The 21,606-nt window shown below is 67.3% G+C and carries 16 protein-coding genes; 13 read left to right on the plus strand and 3 right to left on the minus strand.

Annotated features, from left to right (window positions below; genetic code table 11):
- Window positions 1-21 precede the first annotated feature (21 nt).
- From gcvH to F464_RS0114315, 11 genes are all read left to right on the plus strand, one after another.
- Window positions 22-390, plus strand: a complete 369-nt coding sequence (gene gcvH, locus F464_RS0114265) for a glycine cleavage system protein GcvH (RefSeq protein ID WP_018990505.1) — start codon at window positions 22-24, stop codon at window positions 388-390.
- A 30-nt stretch (window positions 391-420) separates the two neighbouring features.
- Window positions 421-3,297: an aminomethyl-transferring glycine dehydrogenase gene (gene gcvP / locus F464_RS0114270; RefSeq protein ID WP_018990506.1), complete on the plus strand. Its 2,877-nt coding sequence runs from the start codon at window positions 421-423 to the stop codon at window positions 3,295-3,297.
- Window positions 3,298-3,319: 22 nt separating this feature from the next.
- Window positions 3,320-3,850, plus strand: a complete 531-nt coding sequence (locus F464_RS0114275; RefSeq protein ID WP_018990507.1) for a glycine cleavage system protein R — start codon at window positions 3,320-3,322, stop codon at window positions 3,848-3,850.
- Between the two features lie 112 nt (window positions 3,851-3,962).
- Window positions 3,963-5,366, plus strand: a complete 1,404-nt coding sequence (locus tag F464_RS0114280; RefSeq protein WP_018990508.1) for an alanine/glycine:cation symporter family protein — start codon at window positions 3,963-3,965, stop codon at window positions 5,364-5,366.
- Between the two features lie 35 nt (window positions 5,367-5,401).
- Complete coding sequence (gene glyA / locus F464_RS0114285) at window positions 5,402-6,655, plus strand: serine hydroxymethyltransferase (protein ID WP_018990509.1); 1,254 nt, start codon at window positions 5,402-5,404, stop codon at window positions 6,653-6,655.
- A 16-nt stretch (window positions 6,656-6,671) separates the two neighbouring features.
- Window positions 6,672-8,051, plus strand: a complete 1,380-nt coding sequence (locus tag F464_RS0114290; RefSeq protein ID WP_018990510.1) for an L-serine ammonia-lyase — start codon at window positions 6,672-6,674, stop codon at window positions 8,049-8,051.
- 32 nt (window positions 8,052-8,083) lie between these two features.
- The gene (gcvT, locus tag F464_RS0114295; protein WP_018990511.1) at window positions 8,084-9,214 is read left to right on the plus strand and encodes a glycine cleavage system aminomethyltransferase GcvT; all 1,131 of its coding nucleotides are present in this window, start codon (window positions 8,084-8,086) and stop codon (window positions 9,212-9,214) included.
- A gap of 50 nt (window positions 9,215-9,264) precedes the next feature.
- Window positions 9,265-10,233 (plus strand): lipoyl synthase, encoded by a 969-nt coding sequence (gene lipA, locus F464_RS0114300; protein ID WP_018990512.1) that lies wholly within the window; start codon window positions 9,265-9,267, stop codon window positions 10,231-10,233.
- Window positions 10,234-10,238: 5 nt separating this feature from the next.
- A complete protein-coding gene (locus tag F464_RS0114305; RefSeq protein WP_018990513.1) occupies window positions 10,239-10,670 on the plus strand; it encodes a dihydroneopterin aldolase in 432 nt (143 codons plus the stop codon).
- Window positions 10,671-10,675: 5 nt separating this feature from the next.
- On the plus strand, window positions 10,676-11,794 hold the full coding sequence (gene pabB, locus F464_RS28575) for an aminodeoxychorismate synthase component I (RefSeq protein WP_018990514.1): 1,119 nt from the start codon (window positions 10,676-10,678) through the stop codon (window positions 11,792-11,794).
- Between the two features lie 208 nt (window positions 11,795-12,002).
- Window positions 12,003-15,452 carry a pyruvate carboxylase gene (locus F464_RS0114315; protein ID WP_018990515.1) on the plus strand — a complete coding sequence of 1,150 codons (3,450 nt, stop codon included), beginning with the start codon at window positions 12,003-12,005 and terminating at the stop codon, window positions 15,450-15,452.
- A gap of 162 nt (window positions 15,453-15,614) precedes the next feature.
- Here F464_RS0114315 and F464_RS0114320 read toward each other — a convergent pair whose 3' ends face one another.
- From F464_RS0114320 to F464_RS0114330, 3 genes are read right to left on the minus strand one after another with little or no spacing between them, the layout of a single operon-like run.
- Window positions 15,615-17,492 carry a potassium transporter Kup gene (locus tag F464_RS0114320; RefSeq protein WP_018990516.1) on the minus strand — a complete coding sequence of 626 codons (1,878 nt, stop codon included), beginning with the start codon at window positions 17,490-17,492 and terminating at the stop codon, window positions 15,615-15,617.
- A gap of 35 nt (window positions 17,493-17,527) precedes the next feature.
- Entirely contained in the window at window positions 17,528-18,217 is a 690-nt protein-coding gene (locus F464_RS0114325) for a response regulator (protein WP_018990517.1), read from the minus strand.
- Entirely contained in the window at window positions 18,214-19,758 is a 1,545-nt protein-coding gene (locus F464_RS0114330; protein WP_018990518.1) for a DUF4118 domain-containing protein, read from the minus strand. Before F464_RS0114330 ends, F464_RS0114325 begins: the two co-directional genes overlap by 4 nt.
- A 225-nt stretch (window positions 19,759-19,983) precedes the next feature.
- Between F464_RS0114330 and F464_RS0114335 the strand changes: the two genes are divergently transcribed.
- Together F464_RS0114335 and F464_RS0114340 are read left to right on the plus strand one after the other, a co-directional pair.
- Window positions 19,984-20,997 carry a zinc-dependent alcohol dehydrogenase family protein gene (locus F464_RS0114335; protein WP_018990519.1) on the plus strand — a complete coding sequence of 338 codons (1,014 nt, stop codon included), beginning with the start codon at window positions 19,984-19,986 and terminating at the stop codon, window positions 20,995-20,997.
- Window positions 20,998-21,014: 17 nt separating this feature from the next.
- A complete protein-coding gene (locus F464_RS0114340) occupies window positions 21,015-21,452 on the plus strand; it encodes a YaiI/YqxD family protein (RefSeq protein ID WP_018990520.1) in 438 nt (145 codons plus the stop codon).
- Window positions 21,453-21,606: the final 154 nt, after the last annotated feature.

Consider the following 21,606-nt stretch of genomic DNA (forward strand, 5'->3'; position numbering starts at 1 on the left):
CATACGAAACCTGGAGACCTCATGAGCACGATCAAATTCACCGAAGACCACGAGTGGCTGAGCGTCGAGGGCGACGTCGCCACGGTCGGCATCACCGACTACGCGCAGAACGCGCTGGGCGACATCGTCTTCGTGCAGCTGCCGGATGTCGGCGCGAGCTTTGCGGCGGGCGACGAAGCTGCGGTCATCGAATCGGTGAAGGCTGCCGGCGAACTGAAGATGCCGCTCGCCGGCACCGTTCTGGAAGTGAACGAAGCGCTGGCGGATGCGCCCGCCACCGTGAATGAAGATCCGCTGGGCGCCGGCTGGTTCATCCGCGTCCGCCTCGACGATCCGTCCGCGCTCGCCGGGCTGCTCGACCAGGCCGCCTACGACAAGCTGACTGCCTGATCGATCCTCTTCCGGAAAACTGCCCACGCCATGAACATGAACGACACCCGCTTCCCCGCGACGCTCGCCCAGCTCGAGCAGCGCGATGATTTCGTCGGCCGCCACGTCGGCCCGGATACGACCGAAACGCAGGCGATGCTCGCCGCGCTCGGCCTCGATTCGCTCGACCAGCTCGTCGACAAGGTGATCCCGGCTTCCATCCTGTCGCCCTCGTCCCTCCCTCTCCCCGAGAGCCGGACCGAAGCCGATGCGCTTGCACAGTTGCGCGAGATCGCGGGGAAGAACCGGGTGTTCCGTTCCTTCATCGGTGCGGGCTATTACGACACCTACACCCCGGGTGTCGTGCTGCGCAACGTCCTCGAGAACCCGGCCTGGTATACGGCCTACACGCCGTACCAGCCCGAGATCTCGCAGGGCCGTCTGGAAGCGCTGCTGAACTACCAGACCATGATCACCGACCTGACGGGCATGGAGATCGCCAACGCCTCGCTGCTCGACGAAGCGACCGCGGCAGCCGAGGCGATGACCTTCTGCCAGCGCCTGTCGAAGAATCCGGCCAAGGCCTTCTTCGTTTCGAGCGACTGCCACCCGCAGACCATCGAAGTCGTGCGTACCCGTGCAGAACCCCTGGGTTTCGAGGTCATCGTCGGCAACCCCGCGACTGACCTCGACAAGCATGAATTCTTCGGCGTGCTGCTGCAGTACCCGGCCAGCACGGGCGAAGTGGTCGACTACGCCGGCATCATCGCCGCCGCCCACGCCAAGAAGGCGCTGGCCGTCGTCGCGGCCGACCTGCTGGCGCTGACGCTGCTGAAGTCGCCGGGCGAGCTCGGCGCCGACGTCGCCATCGGCACGACGCAGCGCTTCGGCGTGCCGCTGGGCTTCGGTGGCCCGCACGCCGCGTATTTCGCGACCCTCGACGCGCACAAGCGCGTGATGCCGGGCCGCGTCGTTGGTGTGTCGATCGACAGTCACGGCAAGAAGGCCTACCGCCTCGCGATGCAGACGCGCGAACAGCACATCCGCCGCGAGAAGGCCACTTCGAACATCTGCACCGCGCAGGTGCTGCTGGCGGTGATGGCGAGCCTGTACGCGTGCTACCACGGCCCGAAGGGGCTGACGACGATCGCCCGCCGCGTGCATCGCCTGACCGCGACGCTGGCTGCCGGCCTGCGCCGCATCGGTGCCGAAGTGGTGACGAACGCGTTCTTCGACACCATCGCCGTGCGCGTCGCCGACGCCGCCGCCGTGCATGCCGCCGCGCGTGCCAAAGAGATGAACCTGCGCGCGATCGACGCCACGACCGTCGGCATCTCGCTCGACGAGACCACCAGCCGCGCCGACGTCGAGGCGCTGTGGGCGGTGTTCGCCAAGGGCGCTGCACTCCCCGCGTTTGCGGACGTCGAGAACCTCGCGCCGGAAGCCCTGCCGGCCGGCCAGCTGCGCACCTCGGCCTTCCTGACGCACCCGGTGTTCAGCATGTACCAGTCCGAGACCAAGATGCTGCGCTACCTGCGCGCGCTGGCGGACAAGGACCTGGCGCTCGACCGCACGATGATCCCGCTGGGCTCGTGCACGATGAAGCTGAACGCCACCACCGAGATGATCCCCATCACCTGGCGCGAGTTCGGCGGCGTGCATCCCTTCGCCCCGGCCGACCAGTCGCAGGGCTACGCCCAGCTCACCGCCGAGCTGGAGCAGATGCTGTGCGCCTGCACCGGTTACGACGCCGTGTCGCTGCAGCCGAACGCCGGCTCGCAGGGCGAATACGCCGGCCTGCTGGCGATCCGCGCCTACCACGCGAGCCGCAATGAGGCGCACCGCGACGTGTGCCTGATCCCGAGCTCCGCGCACGGCACCAACCCCGCTACCGCCAACATGGCCGGCATGCGCGTGGTTGTCGTCGCCTGCGACGACAAGGGCAACGTCGATGTCGCCGACCTGAAGGCGAAGGCCGAGCAGCACAGCGACAAGCTCGCCGCGCTCATGATCACCTACCCCTCGACGCACGGCGTGTTCGAGACGGCGATCCGCGAGATCACCGAGATCGTGCATGCCAACGGCGGCCAGGTGTACATCGACGGCGCCAACATGAACGCAATGGTCGGCCTGTGCGGCCCCGGTAAGTTCGGCGGCGACGTGTCGCACCTGAACCTGCACAAGACCTTCTGCATCCCGCACGGCGGCGGCGGACCGGGCGTCGGCCCGATCGGCGTGAAGTCGCACCTCGCGCCCTTCCTGCCGGGCAACACCACGGGCGGCCTCAAGGGCATCGGCGCGGTTGCGGCGGCCCCGTACGGCAGCGCCAGCATCCTGCCGATCACCTGGACCTACATCACGTTGATGGGCCGCGACGGCCTGCGCCACGCGACGGTGATGGCGATCCTCAACGCCAACTACATCGCCAGGCGCCTCGACGCGCACTACCCGGTGCTGTACCGCGGCGAGAACGGCATGGTCGCGCACGAGTGCATCCTCGACCTGCGCCCGTTGAAGGACGCCACCGGCATCAGCGTCGATGACGTCGCCAAGCGCCTGATCGACTTCGGCTTCCACGCGCCGACGATGTCCTTCCCGGTGCCCGGCACGCTGATGATCGAACCGACCGAGAGCGAGTCGAAGGAAGAGCTCGACCGCTTCTGCGACGCGATGATCGCGATCCGGGAGGAGATCGCCAAGGTCGGCAGCGGCGAATTCGACGCCAAGGACAACCCGCTGGTCAACGCCCCGCACACCGCGGAAGCGATCGCCGGGGAATGGACGCACCCGTACAGCCGCGAACAGGCCGTGTATCCGCTCGCCAGCCTGCGCGCGAACAAGTACTGGTCGCCGGTGGGCCGGGTGGACAACGTGTATGGCGACCGCAACCTCGTGTGCGCCTGCCCGCCGATGTCGGACTACGAATAAGCCACATAAAGGAGTCGAGGACATGAACGCATCTCTCGTCATCACCCTGATCGGTAACGATCGTCCGGGCCTCGTGAATGCGCTGGCGGCCCGTGCCGCGGCGGCCGGTGCGAACTGGCTGGAGAGCAGCATGGCGCAGCTCGCCGGAAAGTTCGCGGGCATCGTGCGGCTGGAAATCGCCGAGGCGGAGGCCGGCAAGCTCGAGGCAGCACTGCGCGAGCTCGAATCCGAGGGCTTGCGCCTGACGATCGAGCGCGGTGCTGCCGCGTCGGCCGCAGGTACGCCGCGCACGACGAAGTTCGCGGTGGTCGGCCACGACCGCCCCGGCATCGTGCGCGAGATCTCGGCCGCGCTGGCGCGCCACGGCGCGAGCATCAGCAAGCTCGAAACCGCGTGCGAGAACGCCTCGTTCAGCGGCGAGCCGCTGTTCCGCGCCAGCATCGAAGTGCAGGTGCCCGCGTCCGTCCAGCCTGCCAGCCTCAAGGCGGAGCTGGAAACGCTGGCGAATGAACTGATGGTGGATCTCAACCTGGAGGATGAGACCAGCAACTGATCCGGCACCGCCCATCCGGGCGGGCCAATTCCGCGGGCCGGACTCATACAAGGAGCACAGAAGCTCCGCTTCCGGCCCGCGCAAAAACGAGAAATAGGACGGAGACGCGCCCATGCAGTATCTGAACCAGCTGTTCACGACCCTGAACGACCTCGTCTGGGGCATTCCCATGATCGTCCTGATCCTGGGAACCGGTCTGTATCTTCAGCTGCGCCTCGGCTTCATGCCGATCTTCAAGATTCCTCACGGCCTTCGCATGATCTGGAAGAGCCGTACCCCCGGTGCCAAGGCCGAAGGCGAGATCTCTCCCTTTGCTGCGCTGATGACGGCACTGTCCGCCACCGTCGGCACCGGCAACATCGCCGGCGTCGCCTCCGCGATCGCGGTCGGCGGCCCCGGCGCGCTGTTCTGGATGTGGATGACCGCGCTCGTCGGCATGGCCACCAAGTACGGCGAAGTCGTGCTCGCGGTGAAATATCGCGAGGTCGACGACAAGGGCGAGCACGCGGGCGGCCCGATGTTCGCGATCAAGAACGGACTGTCGAAGAACTGGCACTGGCTGGGCACCGCGTTCGCGATCTTCGGCGGTCTGGCGGGCTTCGGCATCGGCAACATGGTTCAGGCCAACGGCATCGCCAGCGCCGTGCATAACGCCTTCGGTGTCGAGACCTGGATCACCGGTATCGTGCTGACGGTGCTCACCGGTGCGGTCGTGATCGGCGGCATCAAGCGCATCGGTGCGGTCGCCGAGTGGCTCGTGCCCTTCATGTGCATCGCCTACATCGTGTGCGTGGCAGTAGTGCTGTTCGTGTTCGCGGACCGCATCCCCGACGCGCTCGTGACGATCTTCACGCAGGCCTTCAGCCCCACCGCGGCCACCGGCGGCTTCGTCGGCTCGACCGTGATGCTGGCGATCCAGAAGGGTGTCGCGCGCGGCATCTTCTCGAACGAGGCGGGCCTCGGCACCGCCGGCATCGCGCAGGCCGCCGGCGCCACCAGCAACCCGGTGTTCTCGGGCCTGATCGGCATGATGGGCACCTTCATCGACACCATCATCGTGTGCACGATGACCGGTCTCGCGATCATGGTCAGCGGCGTGTGGGACTCCGGTGCCACCGGCGCGGTGCTGAGCTCGCAGGCCTTCGAGGCGGCGATGCCCGGCGTCGGCAAGTACCTGCTTGCCATCTCGCTCGCACTGTTTGCCTTCACCACCATCCTCGGTTGGGGCTACTACAGCGAGAAGTGCTGGGAGTACCTCGTCGGCACGATCTGCGAGAAGCCCTTCCGCATCCTGTGGACCGTCGCGGTGTATTTCGGCGCGGTGCTGAGCCTCGACTTCGCGTGGCTGGTGGCCGACACGCTCAACGCGCTGATGGCGATTCCCAACCTGATTTCCCTGCTGCTGCTCTCGCCGGTGATCGTCAAGCTGACGCGCGAGTACTTCGCCGAACAGAACGGCGAAGCGGGGCAGGCAACCGATAACCCGTCGGTGTCCGCCGCGCGCGCGACGCACTGACGTCCCGTTCCGACAACCCAATCCGGAGTACATAGATGTTCGACAAGCAAATGCAGATCGCCGGCTTCGACCCTGACCTGTGGGGTGCGATCGAATCCGAGCGCAACCGCCAGGAAGACCACATCGAGCTGATCGCGTCCGAGAACTATGCCAGCCCGCGCGTGATGCAGGCCCAAGGCACGGTGCTCACCAACAAGTACGCGGAAGGCTATCCGGGCAAGCGCTACTACGGCGGCTGCGAGCATGTGGACGTCGTCGAACAGCTCGCCATCGACCGCGCGAAGCAGTTGTTCGGCGCGGATTGGGTGAACGTGCAACCGCACTCCGGCTCGCAGGCCAACGCTGCGGTGTATTTCGCGTTGCTGCAGCCGGGTGACACCATCCTCGGCATGAGCCTTGCGCACGGTGGCCACCTGACGCACGGCGCCAAGGTGAACTTCTCCGGCAAGATCTTCAACGCCGTGCAGTACGGCGTGACCGACGACGGCGTGATCGACTACGACGCGCTCGAGGCGCTGGCCGTCGAGTGCAAGCCGAAGATGATCGTCGCCGGCTTCTCGGCCTACGCCCGTCACCTCGACTTCCCGCGCTTCCGTGCGATCGCGGACAAGGTCGGTGCGCTGCTGTTCGTCGACATGGCGCACGTCGCCGGCCTCGTCGCCGCCGGCCTGTACCCCAGCCCGGTGCCGTTTGCCGACATCGTCACCAGCACCACGCACAAGACGCTGCGCGGCCCGCGCGGCGGCATCATCCTTGGCCGCGCCAATGCGGACATCGAGAAGAAGATCGCCTCGATGGTCTTCCCCGGCACCCAGGGCGGCCCGCTGATGCACGTCATCGCCGCCAAGGCGGTGGCCTTCAAGGAAGCCCTGGATCCGTCCTTCAAGGACTACCAGAAGCAGGTGATGGCCAACGCCCGGGCGATGGCCGGCGTGTTCGTCGAGCGCGGCTACAAGATCGTGTCCGGCGGCACCGACGACCACCTGTTCCTGGTCGACCTGATCGCCAAGGGCATCACCGGCAAGGCCGCCGATGCGGCGCTCGGCGCGGCCCACATCACCGTCAACAAGAACACCGTGCCCAACGATCCGCAGTCGCCCTTCGTGACCAGCGGCATCCGCATCGGCACGCCGGCGGCGACCACTCGCGGCTTCGGCATCGCCGAGGTCACGGAGCTCGCCGGCTGGATCTGCGACATCCTCGACGACATCGAGAACCCCGCAGTGATCGAGGCCGTGCGCGCGAAGGTGTCCGCGCTGTGCGCCCGCTTCCCGGTTTACGGGCGCTGATCGGGGGAACGCAATCGTGGCCATCAGCGTTTTCGACCTATTCAAGATCGGCATCGGGCCGTCGTCGTCCCACACTGTGGGGCCGATGCGCGCGGCGCTGGTCTTTGCGAACGGCCTGAAGGAGTCCGGCCTGCTCGCACGGGTCGGAGGCGTGAAGGCCGAACTGTTCGGTTCCCTCGGTGCGACCGGCAAGGGGCATGGCAGCGACAAGGCCGTGCTCCTCGGTCTCGAGGGGGAAGCGCCGGATCTCGTCGATACGGAGCAGGTCGACGGCAAGCTCGCCCGCATCCGCAGCGAGCAGCGCCTGATGCTCGCCGGCGAGCATCCGATCCCGTTCATCGAACGCGAGCATCTCGTGATGCACCGGCGCCAGTCGCTGCCCTACCATCCTAATGGCATGCGCATCGCCGCCTTCGACGCGGCGGGCGAAACCCTCTGCAGCAAGGTGTATTACTCGGTCGGCGGCGGTTTCGTCGTCGATGAGAGCGCTGCCGGCGCCGACCGTATCGTCGCGGATTCGACGCCGCTCACGCATCCGTTCCGCAGCGGCGACGAACTGCTTGCGCAGTGCCGCGACAAGAAGCTTTCGATCAGCCAGCTGATGCTGGAGAACGAGCGCGCATGGCGCACGGACGCGGAGACGCGCGCCGGCCTGCTGCGTATCTGGGACGTGATGCAGCTGTGTGTGCGCCGTGGCTGCGAGAAGGAAGGCATCATGCCCGGCGGCCTGCAGGTCAGGCGCCGCGCGGCGGAAATGTTCCGCAAGCTCTCCAGCGCGCCCGAGGCGAGCATCCGCGACCCGCTGACGACGATGGACTGGGTGAATCTCTATGCGCTCGCCGTCAATGAGGAAAACGCCACCGGCGGGCGCGTGGTCACGGCCCCTACCAACGGCGCCGCCGGCATCGTGCCCGCGGTGATGCACTACTACAGCCGCTTCATTCCCGGCGCGAGCGAGGAGGGCGTCATCCGCTTCCTGCTCACCGCCGCGGCGATCGGCATCCTCTATAAAGAAAACGCGTCGATCTCCGGCGCCGAAGTCGGCTGCCAGGGCGAGGTCGGCGTCGCGTGCTCAATGGCGGCCGGCGGACTCGCCGAAGTGCTGGGCGGAACGCCCGAGCAGGTGGAGAATGCCGCCGAGATCGGAATGGAGCACAACCTGGGCCTGACCTGCGACCCCGTCGGCGGCCTGGTCCAGGTGCCTTGCATCGAGCGCAACGCGATGGGCTCGATCAAGGCGATCAACGCCGCACGCATGGCGCTGCGTGGCGACGGCAAGCATTTCGTCTCGCTCGACAAGGTCATCAAGACCATGCGCGAAACGGGCGCCGACATGAAATTGAAGTACAAGGAAACTGCCCGCGGCGGCCTCGCCGTGAACGTCATCGAATGTTGATGACCCCCGACACTCAGACACAAGGAATCATGATGAGCGATACCCACTCCGACGCACCGCTGCTGCGCACCCCGCTGTACGACCTGCACGTTTCCCTCGGCGCCAAGATGGTGCCGTTCGCGGGCTACGAGATGCCGGTGCAGTACCCTGCCGGCATCATCAAGGAGCACACCCACACCCGCACCCAGGCCGGGCTGTTCGACGTGTCGCACATGGGCCAGGTCTTCCTCGTCGGCCCGGAGGCCGCCGCGGCGCTGGAAACCCTGGTGCCGGTCGACATCATCGACCTGCCGCAGGGCATGCAGCGTTACGCGCTGTTCACCAATGAAACCGGTGGCGTGATGGACGACCTGATGGTCGCGAACTTCGGCGACCGCCTGTTCGTGGTCGTGAACGCCGCGTGCAAGGCGCAGGACATCGCGCACATGCAGAAGCACCTGTCCGGCCGCTGCAAGGTCGAGGTGCTCGAAGACCGCGCGCTGCTGGCGCTGCAAGGCCCGGCCGCCGCGACCGTGCTGGCCCGCCTCGCGCCCGAAGTCGGCAAGATGGTCTTCATGAACAGCATCACCGTGAACCTCCTCGGCGTGCCGTGCTACGTGAGCCGTTCGGGCTACACCGGCGAAGATGGTTACGAGATCTCGGTGCCCGCGGACAAGGCCGAAGCCCTGGCGCGTGAGCTGCTGAGCCACCCCGAAGTGGCCCCGATCGGCTTGGGCGCGCGCGACTCGCTGCGCCTGGAGGCCGGCCTGTGCCTGTACGGCCACGACCTCGACGTGAACACCTCGCCGGTCGAAAGCAGCCTGCTGTGGGCGCTGTCCAAGCCCCGCCGCGCCGACGGCGCGCGCGCGGGCGGCTATCCCGGCGCCGACATGGTCCTCGGCCACATCGCCAACGGCGTGTCGCGCAAGCGCGTCGGCCTGCGTCCGAACGCCCGCGTGCCGGTGCGTGAAGGCGCGGAGATCGTCGACGCCAGCGGCCGCAAGGTCGGCATCGTCACCAGCGGCGGCTTCGGCCCGACGCTGGAAGCGCCGGTCGCGATGGGCTACGTCGAAACTGCGCTGGCCAAGATCGGCACCCAGCTCTCCGCGATCGTCCGCGGCAAGCCGGTTCCGGTCGAAGTCGCCAGTACCCCCTTCGTGCCGCAGCGCTACTACCGCGGCTGATGCACCACCGGGCGGCCCGGCACTCGCCGGACCGCCCGCCGGAGTCCCCCATGCAGAACGCAAGCACCCCCACCCCACAGACCGGAATCAAGCTGCGCGGCGCCGAGAAGACCGCGCGCATCCCGGTCAAGATCGTCCCGATCACGCCGGCCGAGCAGCTGCGCAAGCCCGAATGGATCCGCGCGGCCTTCCGCGGCACGAAGAGCGTGCGCCAGCTCACCGGCACGCTGCGTGAGAACCGCCTGCACACCGTGTGTGAGGAAGCCAACTGCCCGAACCTGGGCGAATGCTTCAACCACGGCACGGCGACCTTCATGATCATGGGGGCGATCTGCACGCGGCGCTGCCCGTTCTGCGACGTGGGCCACGGCCGCCCGCTGCCGCTGGACCCGGATGAACCGAAGAACCTTGCGCAGACCGTCAGCGGGATGCGCCTGAAATACGTCGTGATCACCTCCGTCGACCGCGATGACCTGCGCGACGGCGGCGCCCAGCACTTTGCCGACTGCATCCGCGAGACGCGTGCAGCCAACCCCGGCATCACCGTCGAAGTGCTGACGCCGGACTTCCGCGGCCGTGTGGACCTCGCGCTCGACGTGCTGACCACCGTGCCGCCCGACGTCTTCAATCACAACATCGAGACCGTGCCGCGCCTCTATCGTGAGGTGCGCCCCGGCGCCGATTACGAACATTCGCTCGACCTGCTCGCGGCCTTCAAGGCGCGCCACCCGGACGTCGCGACCAAGTCCGGCCTGATGCTGGGCGTGGGCGAGACGCGCGAGGAGATCGAAGCGACGCTCGCCGACCTGCGCGCGCACAACGTGGACATGGTCACGATCGGGCAATACCTGCAGCCCAGCCTGCACCACCTGCCGGTGCGCCGCTACGTGACGCCGGCCGAATTCGACGAGCTGCGCGTCGTCGGCGAGAAGATGGGCTTCCGCCACGTGGCCTCCGGCCCGATGGTGCGCTCGTCCTACCACGCCGACCTGCAGGCGCGCGGCGTCATCGGAGGCTGAGCGCGATGAATGCGATCTGGAGCGTGAAGATCGAACGGCTCGAGACCCGGCTCGCCGTCGGCATCTACGAGGACGAGCGCGAGGCGCAGCCGGTGTGGGTGTCGGTGACCCTGACCGGCCTCGCCCCGGCGGTGCCGGGCGGGCTTGGCGACTGCCTCGACTACGAGCCGCTGTGCCGCTGGCTCGCGACCGAATGGCCGCAGTCGGCCCACACGCCGCTGCTCGAAACGCGCGTCAACGAGGTCTTCGACTTCGCGTTCGGGCTCGACCCGCGCGTGCATGAAGTGTCCGTCGGTCTGTACAAGCAGCGGGTGAGCCGCTATGCCACCGCGGTCGGCATCGAGCGTACGACGAATCGCGGCGAGCATCAGCGGGCGATGGAGCTGCGGCGGGGCAAGCGGCCGGCGGCGCTCGCCGCGGCGAGCGGGGCGCTCTGAACGTCATGACGAGGCTGCGCTTCGACTTCCCGGCGGATGCCACCGGCGCCACGCCGCTGCACTTCACTGCCCCGCGCGAGCAACTCGTCGCGCGCGAGCCGCAGGACGTGCGTGCGGTGCTGGCCCGTGCCGACGCGCTGGCACGCGCCGGGGCGTGGGTGGCCGGCCTCGTCTGCTACGAGGCGGGCGCGGCCTTCGATCCGGCCTTCCGCTTTCGCCAGCGCCCGGCGCTGCCGCTGGCGTGGTTCGGCGTGTTCGACCAGCCCGAGGCCGCGGACGAGCTCCCGCGCGCCGCCGTGCGCTGCGACGACTGGCAGCCGGGCGTCGAGCGCGACCGCTACGACGCGGACATCGGCCGCATCCTCGACCACATCCATGCCGGCGACGTGTACCAGATCAACCACACGATCCGCCTGCACGGCCGCTTCGACGGCGACCATCGCGCGCTCTACGAGCACCTGCGCACCGGCCAGCCGACCGGCTACTGCGCGCTGCTCGACCTGAGGCGCCACCGCATCCTGTCGCTGTCGCCCGAACTCTTCTTCCGCCGCGATGGCGACCGCCTGATCTCGAAGCCGATGAAGGGCACGCTCGCGCGCGGCAGCAGCGCGGAGCAGGATGCGCAGCACGCCGAAGTGCTGGCCGCTTCCGAGAAGAACCGCGCCGAGAACCTGATGATCGTGGATCTCATCCGCAACGACATGTCGCGGGTCGCGCGCCCGCACAGCGTGCGCGTGCCGCATCTCTTCTCCGTCGAGACCTATCCGACCGTGTTCCAGATGACCTCGACGGTGGCGGCCGAGCTGCGCCCGGACGCGGATCTGGCGGACATCTTCACTGCGCTCTTCCCCTGCGGCTCGATCACCGGCGCGCCGAAGATCAAGGCGATGGAGATCATCGCCGGCCTCGAAACCGAACCGCGCGGCATCTACTGCGGCGCCATCGGGCTGCTGAAACCGGGCGGCGACGCGATCTTCAACGTTGCGATCCGCACGCTGGCGCTGGACGGCCTCACCGGTCGGGCCGAATACGGCGTGGGCGGCGGCATCACGGCCGACTCCGTCGCACACGATGAATACGAGGAGATGCGCGCCAAGGCCCGCATCCTGCGCTGTGCCGCGTGAGCGGGTTGGGTCAGGTCCGGTGGGAACGGTGTTTGTTCGACCTCAGGCTGAATACTGCAAATACATGTCGCTTACCGAACATCGCAGTACACGCGGACAGCCGTAAAGTCCCGAAAGGCAGCGGCCCGGACGATGGCCGTGTTTGGCATCCGACTTACTCGCCAGTCACTACAATCAGTTAGACATGCCAGAAAGGCAGGGCAGGGACATGAAACCGATCAAGAGCATCCTCGTCGCCAACCGTGGTGAAATCGCGATCCGCGTCTTCCGCGCGGCGAGCGAGATGGGCATTCGCACGGTGGCGATCTACGCCAACGAGGACCGCTTCGCACTGCACCGCTTCAAGTCCGACGAATCCTACCTCGTCGGTAACGGCCAGAAGCCGATCGCCGCCTACCTCGACATCGCCGACATCATCCGCGTCGCCAAGGACGCCGAGGTCGATGCGATCCATCCGGGCTACGGCTTCCTGTCCGAGAACCCCGAGTTCGCCGAAGCCTGCGCCGCCGCCGGCATCGCCTTCATCGGCCCGCAGCCGCAGGTGATGCGTGACCTCGGCAACAAGGTCGCGGCGCGCAACCTCGCCATCGCCGCCGGCGTCCCCGTCGTGCCCGCGACCGGCGCGCTGCCGAACGACCTCGACGAGATCAAGCGCCTCGCGCGCGAAGTCGGCTACCCCCTGATGCTCAAGGCGAGCTGGGGGGGCGGTGGCCGCGGCATGCGCGCGATCGAGAACGAGGAAGAGCTGCCGGGCCTGCTCGACGTCGCCCGCCGCGAAGCGCTCGCCGCCTTCGGCAACGACGAGGTTTATCTGGAAAAACTGGTGCGCCGCGCGCGCCACGTCGAAGTACAGATCCTGGGCGACACGCACGGCAACCTCGTGCATCTTTTCGAGCGCGATTGCTCCGTGCAAAGGCGCAACCAGAAAGTCGTCGAACGCGCCCCCGCGCCCTACCTCGAGGACAGCCGCCGCACCGAACTGTGCGACGCCGCGCTGAAGCTGTGCCGCGCCGCGCACTATACGCATGCCGGCACCGTCGAATTCCTCATGGACGCCGACACCGGCGCCTTCTACTTCATCGAAGTGAACCCCCGGATTCAGGTCGAGCACACCGTCACCGAACAGGTCACCGGTGTGGACATCGTCAAGGCGCAGATCCGCGTCACCGAAGGGGGCCGCATCGGCGGCGAAGACGCCCACCTGCCCGCGCAAGCCAGCATCCGCCTGAACGGCCACGCGCTGCAGTGCCGCGTCACCACCGAAGACCCCGAGAACAGCTTCACTCCCGACTACGGCCGCATCACCGCCTACCGCAGCGCCGCCGGCTTCGGCCTGCGCCTCGATGGCGGCACGGCCTACACCGGCGCGGTGATCACGCCGTTCTACGATTCCCTGCTCGTGAAGGTCACCGCCTGGGGCCACAGCCCGGACGAAGCGATCGCGCGGATGGACCGGGGCCTGCGCGAATTCCGCATCCGCGGCGTGTCGTCGAACCTGCAATTCCTCGAGAACGTCATTGCGCATCCGCTGTTCAAGTCCGGCGAATGCACGACGCGCTTCATCGACACCACGCCCGAGCTCTTCCGCTTCCAGAAGCGCCAGGACCGCGCGACGAAACTCCTGAAATTCCTCGGCGAAGTCAGCGTCAACGGCAACCCCGAGATGGCCGGCCGCCAGGCGCCCAAGGGCCCGCTCGGCAAACCCATCAAGCCGCTCGTCGACCTCGCCGCGCCGCCGCCCGCGGGCACGCGCGACCTCCTGAAGGAGCTCGGCCCGCAGCGCTTCGCCGAATGGATGAAGGCCGAGCAGCGCGTGCTGCTCACCGACACCACGATGCGCGACGCCCATCAGTCGCTCTTCGCCACCCGCATGCGCACGCGCGACATGCTCGAGATCGCACCGCACTACGCGCGCCTCGTGCCGCAGCTCTTCTCGCTCGAATGCTGGGGTGGCGCGACCTTCGACGTCGCGCTGCGCTTCCTCAAGGAAGACCCGTGGGAGCGCCTCGCGCGCCTGCGCCAGGCCGTGCCCAACGTGCTCTTCCAGATGCTGCTGCGCGCCTCGAACGCGGTGGGTTACACCAACTACTCCGACAACGTCGTGCGCTACTTTGTGCACCAGGCGGCGAAGGAAGGCATCGACGTCTTCCGCGTGTTCGATTCCCTCAACTGGGTCGACAACATGCGCGTCGCGATGGACGCCGTGAATGAAGCCGGCGCGCTGTGCGAAGGCACGATCTGCTACACGGGGGATCTCTTCGACGCGAGCCGCCCCAAGTACAACCTCAAGTACTACGTGGACCTCGCCAAGCAGTTGGAGAAGGCCGGCGCCCACATCCTCGGTATCAAGGACATGGCCGGCGTGTGCAAGCCGCGCGCGGCCGGAGCCCTCGTCAAGGCGCTCAAGGAAGAAGTCGGTCTGCCGATCCACTTCCACACCCACGACACCTCGGGCATCGCCGCCGCGAGCGTACTCGCCGCGATCGAAGCGGGCGTCGATGCCGTCGACGGCGCGATGGACGCGATGAGCGGCCTCACCTCGCAGCCCAACCTCGGCTCCATCGCCGCGGCCCTGGCCGGCTCGGATCGCGACACCGGGATCGACCTCGACGCCATGCAGTCGCTGTCGCACTACTGGGAAGGCGTGCGCCGCGCCTACACGCCCTTCGAGGCCGAGATACGCAGCGGCACCTCCGACGTGTACAAGCACGAGATGCCCGGCGGTCAATACACCAACCTGCGCGAGCAGGCCCGCGCGATGGGCCTCGAGCACCGCTGGCCGGAAGTCTCGCAGGCTTACGCCGACGTGAACCAGCTCTTCGGCGACATCGTCAAGGTCACCCCGACCTCGAAAGTCGTCGGCGACATGGCGCTCTTCATGGTCGCTAACGATCTCACGCCGGCCGAAGTGCTCGACCCGGCCAAGGAGATCGCCTTCCCCGAATCGGTGATCTCGCTCTTCAAGGGCGAACTGGGCTTCCCGCCGGACGGCTTTCCGAAGGATCTCGAACGCAAGGTGCTCAAGGGCGCCGCGCCGCTCGCCGGCCGCGCGGGTGACTTCCTGCCCGCCGTCGACCTCGACGCCGCGCGCGCCGAAGCGGCTACCGCAACCGGCGGCCAGGTCTCGGACACCGATCTCGCCTCGTGGCTGATGTACCCCAAGGTCTTCAAGGACTACGCCGCCCACCACGCCCGCTTCGGCGACGTCTCGTTGCTGCCCACGCCGGTGTTCTTCTACGGCATGAAGGACCGCGAGGAGATCAGCGTCGACATCGAGAAGGGCAAGAGCCTGATCGTGCGCCAGACCGGCAGCAGCGACACGCCGGACGAGGAGGGCAGGGTCAAGGTCTTCTTCGAACTCAACGGCCAGCCCCGCCTGCAGCGCATCCCCAAGGCCGGCGCAGCCCCCACCGGGCGCCGCCACCCGAAGATCGACGATGCCAACCCCAACCACATCGGCGCGCCGATGCCGGGGGCGGTGGTGACGGTCGCCGTGCACGCCGGGCAGAAGATCGCCAAGGGCACGCCGCTGGTGTCGATCGAAGCGATGAAGATGGAAACCGCGCTCACCGCCGACCGTGACGCGGTCGTCAAGGCGGTGTTCGTCAAGCCCGGCGACAAGGTCGCGGCGAAGGATCTGCTGGTCGAGCTGCAGTAGGCGACCGGCACAAGGCGTTCTCCCCCTCCCTCTCCAGAGGGGATTTGCAGGTCCGGGTCATGGTGCCCGGACTTTTTTTATCCGCGCCGCGCGAGGCGTCGGCGAGTTCACGAACGTAGGGAGGAAGGCTCTTCGGCTTTTCCTCCCTACGTTTCCGGGTGCTTACAACAGCACCTGCGTTCCCAGTTCGACGACCTGGTTCGGCGGCAGGCGGAAATAGGTCGCAGCCCCTTCGGCCTGCCGGGTCATCCACGAAAACAGGGCGCAGCGCCAGCGCGGTAGCCCGCCGGGGCCGTCGACGATCACGGAGCGCGCGACGAAATAGGTCGTCAGCATCGGCTCGAGGTTCAGGCCCAGCCGGTCCGCTCCCCGGAGCGCTTTGGGCAAGTCAGGCTCCTCGCGGAACCCGAAATGGACGTCGACCTGGTAGATGTTGGGGCCGAGCGGTTGCAACCGCAGGCGTTCGGCTTCCGGAACGTAGGGCACTTCCTCGCTGATGACATGCAGGAACAAGGTCTGTTCGTGCATCACCTTGTAATGCTTCAGGTTGTGGAACAGCGCGCTCGGGACCACGCTGGTGTCCGAGGTGAGGTAGACGGCGGTGCCGGCGACCTTGGGCACGTCCGGATGAGGACCGCGCACGAAGCCGTCCATGGGTACGTCGATCTTCCGCCGTTGGTCGGCGACCAGCGCACTGCCATCCTTCCAGCTTGTGAGGGCGATGAAGATGAGCGCGCCGAGCACCATCGGGAACCACCCTCCGGCTGCAATCTTCGTCAGGTTCGAGCCGAGGAAGGCGCACTCCAGCAAGGCGAAGAGTCCCAGTCCCGCAATGACCGGCAGCCGGAAGCGGCTCGGGACGGCAATCGTGACGAAGATCGTGAGCACCGTGGTGATGATCATCGTGCCCGACACCGCGATCCCGTATGCCGCGGCGAGCGCGTTCGACGAGCGGAACTCCAGCACCAGCAGCACGACGGCCACCAGCATGAGCCAATTCACGCTCGGAATGTAGATCTGGCCGCGCTCGCTGTCCGAGGTGTGCAGGATGCGCACCCGCGGCAGGTAACCCAGCCGCGAGGCCTGCAGCGTCATCGAGTACGCGCCCGAGATCGTCGCCTGCGAGGCGATCACCGTTGCCGCCGTCGCAAGGCCGACGAGCGGAAACACGAACCAGTCCGGTGCCAGCAGGTAGAACGGATTCTCTACCGCCGTCGCGTCGCGCAGGACCAGCGCGCCCTGGCCGAAATAGTTGATCAGCAGGGCGGGGCACACCAGGCCGTACCAGGCGATGCGGACCGCCTTCGCGCCGAAGTGGCCCATGTCGGCGTACAGGGCCTCGCCGCCGGTCAGCGCGAGGAAGACCGCCGACAGCAGCAGGAAGGCCGCGTGCGGATGTTCCAGCGCGAAGCGGATGGCGTGTGCCGGGTTGATCGCCGCGAGCACCTGCGGCGTCTGGACGATCGAGTGCAGGCCCAGCACCGCGAGCGTCGCGAACCAGACCAGGGTCACGGGGCCGAACAGGGTGCCGACGCGACTCGTGCCGTGCTTCTGGATCAGGAACAGGCTGACCAGGATGCCGATCGTGATCGGCACGACCAGCCGCTCGAAGTCCGGTGCCGCTACCGAGAGGCCTTCCACGGCCGACAGGACGGAGATCGCCGGCGTGATGATCGCATCGCCGTAAAAGAGCGCCGCCGCGAAAATCCCGGCGCCGATGACCAGCGCCGCGAGCCGCGGTGCGCCGGCCGCACGCCGATGGGCGAGGGCGGTCAGCGCCAGCACGCCGCCTTCGCCGTCGTTGTCATGGCTCAGCACGATCCACACGTACTTGACCGAGATGATCAGCATCATCGCCCAGAAGAAAGCCGATAGCGTCGCGAGGACGGTTGCCTCATTCACCGGCAGCGCATGCGAACCGTGAAACGCTTCCTTGAACGCGTACAGCGGGCTCGTACCGATATCGCCGTACACGATGCCCAGCGCGGCCAGGGCGAGAACCCCCAGGCTGCTGCGCGAATGATCCTGGTTTGCGGACATGATGATTTCCCGTGAAAGGCGAAGGGAAGGCCGGGTCAGGCCTGGAAGCGGTAACCGACACCGATTTCGGTGCGCAGATGCATTGGCTGGGTGGGGTCCGCCTCCAGCTTCTGGCGCAGGTGGCCGACATAAATGCGCAGGTAATGGGTGCTATCCACGTAGGCCGGCCCCCACACCTCGCGCAGCAGCTGGCGATGCGTCATGACCTTGCCGGCGTTTCCGAGCAGCACCACAAGCAGGCGATATTCCCGTGCCGTCAGATGCACCGGCGCCCCCGCGCGCAATACCGTGCGACGCGCGAGATCGACCTCCACGTCACCGAAGCGCACCACCGCCGCACCCGCATCGCCGCCCTCGGCGCGGCGCAGCAGGGCGCGGACGCGCGCGAGCAGCTCGCCCACCGAGAAGGGTTTCGTGAGGTAGTCGTCCGCGCCCGCATCGAGCGCATTGACCTTTTCATTCTCATCGGAGCGCGCCGAAAGGATTAGCACCGGCATGCGCGACCAGTCGCGCACCGCACGCACGAAGTCCACGCCGTCGCCGTCGGGCAGCCCCAGGTCGAGGATGACGAGATCGGGCTTCCCCGATACCGCATCGTCCAGCGCCTGTTGCACGGTCGCCGCCTCGATCACCTGGTATTCCGCGCGTTCAAGCGTCTGGCGAATGAAGTGGCGGATCTGCAGTTCGTCCTCGACCACGAGGATGCGGACCGGGTGTGCGTTCATGATCCGCCTTCCGTCGGGTCCGCAGGTTCGGGGTCGATCCCCGGCGGCTCGCCGCCGCAGGGCAGCGCGATGCGGACGCAGGCACCTCCGTCGGCACGGTTCGACGCGTTGATCTGCCCCCCATGGGCATCGATGACGGCCCGGCAGATCGCCAGCCCCAAACCGACGCCGGGGCTCGGCAACTGAGGCGCACCACGTTCGAACAACTCGAAGATCCGCGCCAGGCTACCCGCCGCAAACCCTTCGCCCCGGTCGCACACCTCGATCGCGAAGCCCCCCTCATCATCCGTCTTCACGTCGATCGTCACGGGTGAGCCGGCCGGCGAATACTTCGCGGCATTCTCCAGCAGGTTGCAGAACACGCGCTCCATCAGCACTGCGTCCATCGCGATGAGGGGCAGGTCCGGCTGCAGCGACACCTTGACCGGGTGCTCGCGCAAGGCCTCGCCCAGCAACTGGATGCTGGCGCCGATCACTTCGTCGATCGCCTGCCATTCCTTGCGCAGGCGCACCTGCCCCGCTTGCAGGCGGGCCATGTCGAGCAGCTTCTCGACCATCTCATGCAGCCTTCCGGCCTGATCCCGGATCGCGCGCGCGGTGTCGCGCTGTTCGCCGCTCAGGCGGGCGTCGGCCAGCGCCAGCGTATCGGCCAGGCCGAAGAGCACCGTCAAGGGTGTGCGGATGTCGTGCGAGATCGACGAAAGGATCGAACTGCGCAGCCGTTCGGCCTCAGTTTCCATGCGGCTTGCCTGCGCCTGCTCCACGAGGCGCAGCCGTTCGAGGGCGATCGCCGTCACGGAGGCCACGGCTTCGAACATCGGTCGCAACGGGTCGAGCCCGTCGCGACTGCAGTCCCGTACCAGCAGCACACCGTGGCGGCGGGTCGCGCCGTCCAGCGGAAAGAGCAGCGTCAGACCGCTCGGGCCGCTGGTACTGCAGGACGGGTCGCTCGCCTGACTCCGATACACGGCATCGAGCACCAGCGATTCGTCCAGCCCGAGCGTGGCCGTGCCGGCGGGGAACTCGTGCAACTGCCCGTCGGCATCGGGCAGGAAGAAGGCGGGTTCTCCATCAGCCTGCTCGCGAACGAATGTCGTCACGCGCTGCACCGCCTGTTCGGGCGATATCGCGCCGGCCAGATTTCGCGCAAGGGCGTAAAGCGCCAGCGAGTGGGCCTCGCGCGCGCTCGCCTCGCGTGCGCTGGCCTGCAGGCTGGTCGTCAGATGGCTGATGAACAGCGACACGGCTAGCATCACCGCAAAGGTCACGAGGTACTGTACGTCGCTGACCAGGAAGGAAAGATGCGGCGGTACGAAGAAGAAGTCGAACAGCGCGACGCTGACGAAGCTGGCCAGGACCGCTTCGGATCGCCCGAGCCGTGCGGCGATGAAGACCACCGTGAGCAGCAGGAGCATCGCGATGTTGGTGAGGTCCAGCACATCGCGCAGCGGCAGACAGACCGCCACCGCGAGGCCGCAGGCGACCAGTGCGATCGCATGGCTGGAAATCGGGGGCGGATGCCCGCTCGTGTCGTTTCGCATGTTCGGCTCGTCAATCCTCGCCCGCGGCACAGGACGTCTGGTGCAGTGGCAGTGGGCCGGAGTTCGTCGTTGCGGTAATTCTGACGGGGCGGAGATAAAAACGGGGTAAACGCGTAGAGCGGTCGCTTGCATCTCCCCCGCTTCCGCTGCCCGTCCGCTCTGCCGGCGGCATCTCGATCAATTACTATTGCCCGACTGCCAACAGCATGCTGCGAGGGGATCCCGATGAGAGTGTTTCAGGTCGAGACGGAGTGGACAGACGACAACCTGCGCATCGGCGAACGCCCGGAACCGACCGCCGGCCCGGGCGAAGTCAGGCTGAAGATGCTCGCCTCCGCGCTCAACTATCGCGATCTGCTGGTGCCGCGGCGCGGCTACGGTTCGCGCATGCAGGCGCTGCCGCTGATCATGCTCAGCGATGGCGTCGGGCGCATCGACCAGGTCGGTAGCGGCGTGGACGCTTACCGCATCGGCGATCGCGTCTGTCCGCTGTTCTTCTCGACCTGGCCCGGCGGCGAGCCTAGCGCCGAGCACCTCGGTCGCAGCCTCGGCTGCGAAAGCGACGGCACCATGGCGGAATACATGGTCGTCCCGGCCGCGACGGTCGCACCCGTTCCTGCCCACCTCGACGACGCCGAGGCCGCCACCCTGCCCACCGCCGCGGTTACCGCGTGGCGCGCGCTCGTTACCGAAGGACGGGTCAAGGCCGGCGACACCGTCCTCGTCCAGGGCACCGGCGGCGTCTCGCTGTTCGCCCTGCAGTTCGCCAGGATGCTCGGCGCGAGGGTCATCTGCACCTCGTCCAGCGACGAGAAACTCGAACGCGTCCGCGAGCTCGGGGCCGACGTCACCATCAACTACCGTTCCACGCCCGAATGGGGCCGCGTCGCGCGTGATGCCGCGGGCAACGGCGGGGTCGACCACATCATCGAAGTCGGCGGGCAGGGCACGCTCGCGCAATCGCTGCGCGCAGTGCGGCCTGGCGGCACGCTCAGCCTGATCGGCGTGCTCGGCGGCGGCGCCATGGACGCCCCGCTCGGCCTCGTCGTCACGCGCCACGTCCGTCTGCAGGGCATCACCGTCGGCAACCGCGAGGACTTCCTCGCGATGTCGCGCGCAGTTGCGCACAACGGCATGCGGCCCGTCGTCGACCGCAGCTTCCCGTTCGAGGAACTGCGCGAGGCCATGCAATATCTGGCCAGCGGCCGCCATTTCGGCAAGATCTGCATCCGGCACTGAGCGACGAGACACCTTCCATGCACATCTGGGTCGATGCCGACGCCTGCCCCGGCGTCATCAAGGAAATCCTGTTCCGCGCCGCCGAGCGCACCAAACGCCCGCTCACGCTGGTCGCCAACCAGACCCTGCGCACTCCCGCCTCCCCGCTGATCCGCATGATCCAGGTTCCGGGCGGCTTCGACGAGGCCGACAAATACATCGCCGCGCACGTGCAGGCCGGGGACCTCGTCATTACCGCCGACATCCCGCTCGCCGCCGCAATCGTCGAAAAGGACGCCCACGCCCTGTCGCCGCGCGGCGAACTCTACGGCAAGGAAAACATCCGCGAACTGCTCGACATGCGCAACTTTATGGACACCTTGCGCAGCACCGGCGTGGAGACCGGCGGTCCGCCGGCGTTCAGCGCCGGCGACCGGCAGGCGTTCGCGAATCGACTGGATCGGTTGCTGAGGTAGGGCGGACTGCGAGAGGGTGCGGTCGTGGTCGGCGGGGATGCGTCCTTGGCGGCTCCATTTTCCTTGATAGTTGTTGGCCTGTCGCTATGCTGAAAGGATCGATTTGCAACCGATCTGCTTCTGCATATTCCGGTTGTGTCCCCCGTCTGATCGC

It is taken from the genome of Aromatoleum toluclasticum ATCC 700605 (assembly GCF_000378245.1).
GTDB classification, from domain to species: domain Bacteria; phylum Pseudomonadota; class Gammaproteobacteria; order Burkholderiales; family Rhodocyclaceae; genus Aromatoleum; species Aromatoleum toluclasticum.